9 protein-coding genes are annotated in these 8,462 nt (G+C 70.8%); 6 read left to right on the top strand and 3 right to left on the bottom strand.

The features are described from left to right. Nucleotides 1-1,219, top strand: a 1,219-nt coding sequence (locus TR49_RS46120) for a PucR family transcriptional regulator (protein ID WP_236653688.1), incomplete at its 5' end; no start/stop codon positions are given. Between the two features lie 7 nt (nucleotides 1,220-1,226). Here TR49_RS46120 and TR49_RS36030 read toward each other — a convergent pair. Both TR49_RS36030 and TR49_RS36035 read right to left on the bottom strand, forming a co-directional pair. Continuing rightward, nucleotides 1,227-1,808: a TetR/AcrR family transcriptional regulator gene (locus tag TR49_RS36030; protein ID WP_042389851.1), complete on the bottom strand. Its 582-nt coding sequence runs from the start codon at nucleotides 1,806-1,808 to the stop codon at nucleotides 1,227-1,229. Between the two features lie 32 nt (nucleotides 1,809-1,840). Beyond that, a complete protein-coding gene (locus TR49_RS36035; RefSeq protein WP_042389853.1) occupies nucleotides 1,841-2,854 on the bottom strand; it encodes an aldo/keto reductase in 1,014 nt (337 codons plus the stop codon). 137 nt (nucleotides 2,855-2,991) lie between these two features. Between TR49_RS36035 and lipB the strand changes: the two genes are divergently transcribed. From lipB to TR49_RS36050, 4 genes are all read left to right on the top strand, one after another. Continuing rightward, entirely contained in the window at nucleotides 2,992-3,810 is an 819-nt protein-coding gene (gene lipB / locus TR49_RS36040) for a lipoyl(octanoyl) transferase LipB (RefSeq protein ID WP_042389855.1), read from the top strand. 144 nt (nucleotides 3,811-3,954) lie between these two features. Next, nucleotides 3,955-4,908 carry a lipoyl synthase gene (lipA, locus tag TR49_RS36045; protein ID WP_042389864.1) on the top strand — a complete coding sequence of 318 codons (954 nt, stop codon included), beginning with the start codon at nucleotides 3,955-3,957 and terminating at the stop codon, nucleotides 4,906-4,908. A 165-nt stretch (nucleotides 4,909-5,073) separates the two neighbouring features. Next, complete coding sequence (locus TR49_RS44650; protein ID WP_162837981.1) at nucleotides 5,074-5,244, top strand: hypothetical protein; 171 nt, start codon at nucleotides 5,074-5,076, stop codon at nucleotides 5,242-5,244. 92 nt (nucleotides 5,245-5,336) lie between these two features. Next, complete coding sequence (locus TR49_RS36050; protein ID WP_042389891.1) at nucleotides 5,337-6,026, top strand: DUF4191 domain-containing protein; 690 nt, start codon at nucleotides 5,337-5,339, stop codon at nucleotides 6,024-6,026. Between the two features lie 119 nt (nucleotides 6,027-6,145). Here TR49_RS36050 and TR49_RS36055 read toward each other — a convergent pair whose 3' ends face one another. Continuing rightward, nucleotides 6,146-6,553, bottom strand: coding sequence for an RDD family protein (locus TR49_RS36055; RefSeq protein ID WP_042389867.1), 408 nt, complete (start codon nucleotides 6,551-6,553; stop codon nucleotides 6,146-6,148). Nucleotides 6,554-6,941: 388 nt separating this feature from the next. On the opposite strand from TR49_RS36055, the gene glnA reads away from it, so the two are divergent. Continuing rightward, on the top strand, nucleotides 6,942-8,357 hold the full coding sequence (gene glnA / locus TR49_RS36060) for a type I glutamate--ammonia ligase (protein WP_042389869.1): 1,416 nt from the start codon (nucleotides 6,942-6,944) through the stop codon (nucleotides 8,355-8,357). Nucleotides 8,358-8,462 lie beyond the last annotated feature (105 nt).

Here is an 8,462-nt window from a genome sequence, read left to right on the forward strand (position 1 = left end):
GGCCCACGACCGGCTGACCGACCTCGTCCTGCGCGGCGGCGAGGTCCCCGCCGTCGCCGAGGCCGTCTCCGCCCTCCTGGGCGGCGGCATCGCGGTACTGGACCCAGACGGCCAACGGCTGGCCGGCGAGCCGGCCGAGCTCGACGCCAGCGCGCTCGTGGCCGAATCCCGGGCCACCGGCCGGGCCGTGGAGGCGGACGGACGCTGGGTCTGCGCCGTCCTGGCGGGTCAGGAGCTCCTCGGCAGCCTGGTGCTGACGGGACGTCCGGAGCTGGAGGACGCCGATCGCCGCCTCTTCGAGCGGGCAGGTGTCGTCACCGCGCTGCTGCTCCTGCTGCGCCGCTCCGTCGCCGAGGCGGAGAACCGGGTCCGCGGCGAACTGCTGACGGACCTGCTGGACAACCCGCAGCGCGACCCCGCCGGGCTGCTCCAGCGCGGCCTGCGGCTGGGCATCGACCTGCGCCGACCGCACGTGCTGCTGGCCGCCCGCGTCGGCACGGCCGGTGCCCGCAGCCGTCTGGCGAGCGCCGCGACCCGACTGCTCTTCGGCCGCGGCGGGATCAGCGCGGAGCACGGGGAGGGCGTCGTGCTCGTGCTGCCCGCGGAGGCGGAACCGAGCCACGGGTCCTCGGTCGGCTCCTCGGTCGGAACCTCGCTGAGCTCCCCGATCGGGGCCTCGGCTGGGTCCTCGGCTGGGTCCTCAACCGGGTCCTCGCTCTCGTCGGCACCGATGGTCTCGTCGGTGGCGGCTGGGGCCGCTGCGCAGCTCACCCAGCTCACCGGCGCCCCGGTCACCGTGGGCGCGGCCGGCCCGGCGGGAGGTATCGCCGGGCTCGCAGCCGCCCATGCCGAGGCGCTGCGGACCCTTCGGGCCCTGTGCGCCCTGGGTCGCGAAGGGGACGGCGCCTGCGCTGCCGACCTGGGCTTCCTCGGTGTCCTGCTCGGCGAGGGCCACGACGTGCGGGGGTTCGTCCAGGAGACCCTCGGCCCGCTGCTCGCCTACGACGCCCGGCGCGGCACCGAGCTGGTCCACACCCTGGACACCTACTTCGCCTGCGGCGGGAGCCTCACCCGGGCGAAGGACGCGCTGCACGTCCACGTCAACACCGTCGTCCAGCGCCTCGACCGGGTGGAGGCGCTGCTCGGCCGTGACTGGAACCACCCCGAGCGGGCCCTGGAGCTCCGGCTGGCCCTCCGCCTCCTCCTGCTGACGCGCTAGCAGCAGGCTAGGAAGCCAGGCCCCGGAGGACGAAGCCCACCACTGCCTCGAACTCGCCCTCCACCCCGGGCCGGGACCACTCCTCCGCATAAGCCGGATCGTGGTAGTGGGCAGTGGCCTGGAAGACCACGTGGCCCAGCTCCCCTGGATCGCCGGAGCCGAAGGAGCCCTGCTCCTGCCCCTCCACGATGATCCCCGCCAGCTGCGCCTCCAGGCCGCTGACGTGCTCGGCGATCAGCTCGCTGCTCTCGTCCACCAGCACCTGGTAGGTGGCGAAGAGCTCAGGATCGGCGAGGGCCTTCTCCTGCTTGGCCCGGAACAGGGCGGCAAGCCAGTGCCGCAGCCGCTCCCGGGGCTCTTCCGGGCCGGCGGCGATGCCCGGCAACGCGGCGTGCGCACGATCGAGCCAGCGGCGGGTGACCGCACCCCGCAAGGCGGCCTTGCTCGGGAAGTGGCGGTAGACGGTGCCGTGGCTCACCCCCAGGGCGCGGGCGACGTCGACGACGGTGGCCTTGGCCGGGCCGTACCGGCGCAGGACCTCCTCCGCGGCCGTGAGGATGTCCTCCGGGGTGAGTGCTGCCTCCGCCATCGATACCGGTCGCTCCCGCTACGTCTCGCCTGTTACTTCTCGCTGTCCAGATGGGCCATCTGAGCAGCAACATACCGGTCACCGGCGGCGGAGCCCTGCGGCACGGCCTCCTCGATGGCCGCGAGGTCGGCCGGCTCCAGCACCAGCTCGGCCGCACCGAGGGCCTCGGTCAGGCGCTCCCGCCGACGCGCGCCGACCAGCGGGACGATGTCGTCGCCCTGGGCCAGCACCCAGGCGATCGCCACCTGGGCCACCGAGGCATCCTTCGCCTCCGCGACCGCGCGCAGGGCCTCGACCAGGCGCAGGTTGGCCTCCAGGTTGTCGCCCTGGAAGCGCGGACTGAAGCCGCGGAAGTCCCCCGCGGACAGCTGCCGGTCGGCCTGCCAGTGACCGCTGATCAGGCCCCGGGAGAGCACGCCGTAGGCGGTGACGCCGATGCCGAGCTCGCGGACCGTCGGCAGGATCTCCTTCTCGATCCCGCGCGAGACGAGCGAGTACTCGATCTGCAGATCGGTGATCGGATGCACCGCCTGGGCCCGGCGCAGCGTCTCGGCCCCCACCTCGGAGAGGCCGATGTGCCGGACGTAGCCGGCCTCCACCATCTCGGCGATGGCGCCGACCGTCTCCTCGATCGGGACGTTCGGGTCGAGCCGGGCGGGACGGTAGACGTCGACGTAGTCCGTTCCGAGCCGCCGCAGCGTGTAGGCCAGGGCCGTCTTCACGGCCGCGGGACGGGCGTCGTAGCCGAGCCAGTTGCCCGCGTAGTCGCGCTGGGCGCCGAACTTGACGCTGATCGCCACCTCACCCCGCGCCCGGCCGCTGCTGCGCAGCGCGTCGCGGATGAGCAGCTCGTTGTGGCCCATGCCGTAGAAGTCGCCGGTGTCGATCAGGGTGAGGCCGGCGTCGAAGGCGGCGTGGATGGTGGCCGTCGACTCGGCCTCGTCGGCCGGGCCGTACAGGTCGGACATGCCCATCGCGCCCAGGCCGAGCCGGGAGACGACGAGCGGGGAGGTCTTGCTGCCGAGAGTGCGTTCGTTGAGTGCCATGTCTCGAGTATGCGAGATGGACTGACAGATTTCAATATCTGTCACCCGTTCCGGCGGAGCTTCGGTCCGGGGCCCGGGGAACAGGGGGCCCGGCCGTACAGTTGCGTGGAGCAGGACGACAGAAGGCGAGGCATCCAGTGGCCACGGAAACGGGCACCCCGGCGGGCGGCGAGCTGCGGTTCGTCCCCCTCGGCGTGGGCGAGCGCACCATCCCCTACCAGGAGGCCCTGGACGAGCAGCTGCGCCTGCACGCGCTGCGCGTGGCGGACGAGATCCCCGACACCGTGCTGCTGCTGGAACACCAGCCCGTCTACACCGCCGGCCGCCGCACCCGCCCCGAGGACCGCCCGCTCGACGGCACCCCGGTGGTCGAGGTCACCCGGGGCGGCGAGATCACCTGGCACGGCCCCGGCCAGCTGGTCGGCTACCCAATCATCAAGCTGGCCGAGCCGATGGACGTCGTGGCCTACGTCCGCCGGCTCGAGGAGGCGCTGATCCAGGCCTGCGCCGAGTTCGGCGTCGAAGGCAACCGGGTCGAGGGCCGCAGCGGCGTCTGGAAGCTGGGCCAGGAGATACCGGGCGCCCGGGTCGACGAGTCCCAGGTGGTCAACATCGGCGCGCTCACCCTGCGGATGGGCGCCAAGCTCGGCCTCGACCCGCGCATGGCCGGCCCCGAGTACGCCCCGTCCAACGCGGGCCAGCGCGGAGCCGACCGCAAGCTCGCCGCTATCGGCGTCCGCGTCGCCCGCGGCGTGACCATGCACGGCTTCGCACTCAACTGCAATCCGGACCTGACCTGGTTCGACCGCATCGTCCCGTGCGGCATCCGCGACGCCGGCGTCGCCTCGCTCAGCTCCGAGCTCGGCCGCGACGTTCCGGCCGCCGAGGCGATGCCCGTCGTCCAGCGTCACTTCGCCGAGCTCTTCGCCCGCACCACGACGGCATCAGCCACGTGAGTCACCGAGCGATCCGCCGACGCGCGAGCCGAACACCGGCGCCCGAGCCGACCTCGAGCACCTGAGCCGACTCGGCCCGCTGACCCACCCGACCGCAGGCGTACCCTAGGGGACGCACTGGATTTCGAAGATAGGGAGCCGCACGTGTCCGCTGTCGCACCCGACGGCAGGAAGCTGCTGCGTCTGGAGGTCCGCAACAGCGAGACCCCGATCGAACGCAAGCCCGAGTGGATCAAGACCCGGGCGAAGATGGGCCCGGAGTACACCGCTCTGCAATCGCTGGTGAAGAGTGAGGGTCTGCACACCGTCTGTCAGGAGGCGGGCTGCCCCAACATCTTCGAATGCTGGGAGGACCGCGAGGCCACCTTCCTCATCGGCGGCGACCAGTGCACCCGCCGCTGCGACTTCTGCCAGATCGACACCGGCAAGCCCGCCGAGTTCGACCGGGACGAGCCGCGTCGCGTCGCCGAGTCCGTGGTCACCATGGACCTGAACTACGCCACCATCACCGGCGTCGCCCGTGACGACCTGGAGGACGGCGGCGCCTGGCTCTACGCCGAGACGGTCCGCCAGATCCACGCGATGACCGCCGACCGCGCGGCCGGCCGCACCGGCGTCGAGCTGCTGATCCCGGACTTCAACGCGGTCCCCGAGCAGCTCGCCGAGGTCTTCTCGGCCCGCCCGGAGGTGCTGGCGCACAACCTGGAGACGGTCCCGCGCATCTTCAAGCGGATCCGCCCGGCCTTCCGCTACGAGCGGTCGCTCAAGGTCATCACCGAGGCCCGCGCGGCCGGGCTGGTCACCAAGTCGAACCTGATCCTCGGCATGGGCGAGACCCGCGAGGAGGTCAGCGAAGCCCTGCGTGACCTTCACGAGGCGGGCTGTGAGCTGATCACGATCACCCAGTACCTGCGCCCCTCGCCGCGGCACCACCCCGTGGAGCGCTGGGTCAAGCCGCAGGAGTTCGTCGAGCTCCAGGCCGAGGCCGAGGAGATCGGCTACGCCGGCGTCATGTCCGGCCCGCTCGTCCGCTCCTCCTACCGCGCCGGCCGTCTGTACCGGCAGGCCCTGGAGCGCCGCGGCGCCGCCGCGCTCTGACCACCACGCTCCGACCATCACATTCCGACGATGCGTTTCCGCGCCGTGACCAGCCTGGCCTGTGACGTCTGTCGCACGCCTTTCACGGGGGTTTGACCGAGTGGTCACGGCGCGGTAACACCAAGTGCTGAAGATGGCGTGGTAGTCCAAGGGGAGAAGGTCACCATGCACCTCGCTCAGAACGTCGCCTCCGCCTTGCGGATGGCCGAGTCCCTGCTGTTCGCCGGCGGCCAGCAGACGGCCCGCCGCAACGCCTGGGACGCCGTCTGCGAGAACCGTCGGCACGCCCGCGACCGCCAGGAAAGCGAGCGGATGCTGCTGCGCGCCGTGCGCTGACGCCGCACGGCGCATCACGACTGGGACACAGGCGGCCCTCCGCCAGGACCAGGCTTGGGCAACCGCAGGTCCGGCCCCGTACCATGAACCACATGGCGAGGCAGGAATCCCCCAACAGCCCTGGACGGCTCTCCCAGATCCGTCAGGCATACACCATGACCAAGCGGGTCGACCCGAAGATCGGTCTTATCGTCGCCGGCGTCGGGCTCGGCACCTTCGCGGTGCTCCTCGCCATCGGTTTCGCGATCGGGCACCCGATCTACCTGGGCATCCTGGGCTTCGTGCTCGGCTTGCTCGCGGCCGTCGTAATCTTCGGCCGGCGCGCCGAGAAGGCCGCCTTCGGCCAGCTCGAGGGCCAGCCGGGCGCAGCCGCCGCGGTGCTCAACAACATCAAGCGCGGCTGGAACATCCAGCTGGTCGTCGCAGCCAACCGTCAGCAGGACGCCGTGCACCGCGCAGTGGGCCGCCCGGGCGTCGTGCTGGTCGGCGAGGGCAACGTCAACCGTCTGCGGCCGATGATCGCTGCCGAGAAGCGCAAGATGAGCCGCGTCGTCGGCGACGCGCCGGTGATCGACATCATCGTGGGCAACGACGAGGGCCAGGTGCCGCTCAACAAGCTGCAGACGCACCTGATGAAGCTGCCGCGTGCCATCCCCGCCGCGCAGGCCACCCAGATCAGCGACCGGCTGCGGGCCATGGGCGACCTGATGGCCAACGCCCCCATCCCGAAGGGCCCGCTCCCCAAGGGCTCGCGGATGCCCAAGGGCGCCGGCCCCCGCTGACCTTCCCCGAACGAACTTCGAGGCCCCGGTGGCCGGTCCTCACGGACCGGCCACCGGGGCCTCATCGTGTCAGCGGGGCTTCGTCCCAGTTGCCGGAGTGGTCAGAGCGGCCAGAGCGCTCAGACCCGGACCTCGACCGTACCCACGGCCTTGTCGTGCAGTCCGCGCCCGTCCCGGTCCCAGATCAGTGCCGGAACCGCGAGCACGAGCATGAAGGTCCGCAGTGCCACCTGGCCGACCGAGGCGCGCCCGCCGTTCAGGCTGACGACGCGCAGGCCGAGCAGCTTCTTGCCCGGCGTCGCCCCGGCCGTGGCCAGGGTCAGCACGCTGACCAGGAAGAACAGTACGGTGATCCAGATGTTGACCTGGCTGACGTGCCGGTTCGCGATCAGCGCGAAGGCGACCAGGTAGCAGAGGAACCAGTCGATCGCGAGGGCGCTGAGCCTGCGGCCCGCTCCGGCGATGGAACCCGGTCCTTCCTCGGGCAGACCGAGGCGCTTGCCGCGGTAGCCGAAATCCGCACCCATTTGCTCAGCGCCGGCCCGCGGGCCCTCGATCCAGCTGCCTATGGCTTTACGACTCTCATCCACGCCACCACAGTAGCCCGGCCGCCGACCGTGTCCGGCGACCACCCCGGGGCTCGCCGCCCACCGGCCTCGAACCAGCCGCCAACCGCCATCCAATGGGTCTAGACCACTCACTGGAGAGTGAACGCCGCCCACAGCCCTGACGGCACAAGTACGCAGCAACGACGCGGGTTGCCGGTTCTCCGGGGGCGGGCGGTTAACATCGGCGAAACATATGGGTCACGGCCGAGAAACGGCCACTTCCTATGGTTTCGAGAACCGGTATCGCCGGACGGGACCGGCGGTCCGCACCCGCAATCCCGGCAGTCGCCGGGGCCGAGGAGGATGGATGTTCAACAACGCCGACGAGGTGTCGCGCTACATCTCGGACAACGACGTCAAGTTCGTCGATGTCAGGTTCTGCGACCTGCCGGGCGTGATGCAGCACTTCACGGTGCCCGCCTCGGCATTCGATCCGTCCGAGATGCTGATGTTCGACGGCTCGTCGATCCGCGGCTTCCAGGCGATCCACGAGTCCGACATGGGCCTCGTCCCCGACCTCAGCACCGCACGCCTGGACCCGTTCCGCAAGGACGCCACCCTCAACATCAACTTCTTCATCCACGACCCGATCACGGGCGAGCAGTACAGCCGCGACCCGCGCAACGTGGCCAAGAAGGCCGAGGCCTACCTGGCCTCCTCCGGCATCGCCGACACCGCCTACTTCGGCCCCGAGGCGGAGTTCTACGTCTTCGACGACGTCCGCTTCGAGACGAAGCAGAACCGCTCCTTCTACGAGATCGACTCCGAGGCCGGCGCCTGGAACACCGGTCGCGTCGAGGAGGGCGGCAACCGCGGCTACAAGGTCCGCTACAAGGGCGGCTACTTCCCGGCCCCGCCGGTCGACCACTTCGCCGACCTGCGCGCCGAGATGTCGCTGGAGCTGGCCAACGCCGGGCTCCAGGTCGAGCGCCAGCACCACGAGGTCGGCACCGCCGGCCAGGCGGAGATCAACTACAAGTTCAACACCCTGCTGGCCGCCGCCGACGACCTGATGCTGTTCAAGTACATCATCAAGAACGTCGCCTGGCGCAACGGCAAGACCGCGACCTTCATGCCCAAGCCGATCTTCGGCGACAACGGTTCCGGCATGCACTGCCACCAGTCGCTCTGGACGGACGGCTCTCCGCTCTTCTACGACGAGCAGGGTTACGCGGGCCTGTCGGACACCGCCCGCTACTACATCGGCGGCCTGCTCCGGCACGCCCCCTCGCTGCTGGCCTTCACCAACCCGACGGTGAACTCCTACCACCGCCTGGTCCCCGGCTTCGAGGCCCCGGTCAACCTGGTCTACTCGCAGCGCAACCGCTCCGCAGCGATCCGCATCCCGATCACGGGTGCCAACGCCAAGGCCAAGCGCATCGAGTTCCGCGCGCCGGACCCGTCCTCCAACCCGTACCTCGCCTTCTCGGCGATGCTGCTGGCCGGCCTGGACGGCATCAAGAACAAGATCGAGCCGCTCGAGCCGGTCGACAAGGACCTCTACGAGCTCGCCCCCGAGGAGCACTCCGCGGTCCCGCAGGTCCCCTCCACCCTCCCGGCGGTCCTCGACGCGCTGGAGGCCGACCACGAGTACCTGCTCGCGGGCGGCGTCTTCACGCAGGACCTGATCGAGACCTGGGTCGACTACAAGCGCACCCAAGAGGTCGCCCCGATCGCCCTGCGGCCGCACCCGCACGAGTTCGAGCTGTACTTCGACCTCTGAGCCGAAAGCTCTGAGCCGACAGCTCCGAGTCCGAGCCGACAACTGAGCCCCTCGGGGCCCGCACGTCCGTGCCCGAGCCCCGCCACTCCCCGGGAGCGGCGGGGG

The sequence above is a fragment of the Streptacidiphilus melanogenes genome, assembly GCF_000787835.1.
GTDB classification, from domain to species: domain Bacteria; phylum Actinomycetota; class Actinomycetes; order Streptomycetales; family Streptomycetaceae; genus Streptacidiphilus; species Streptacidiphilus melanogenes.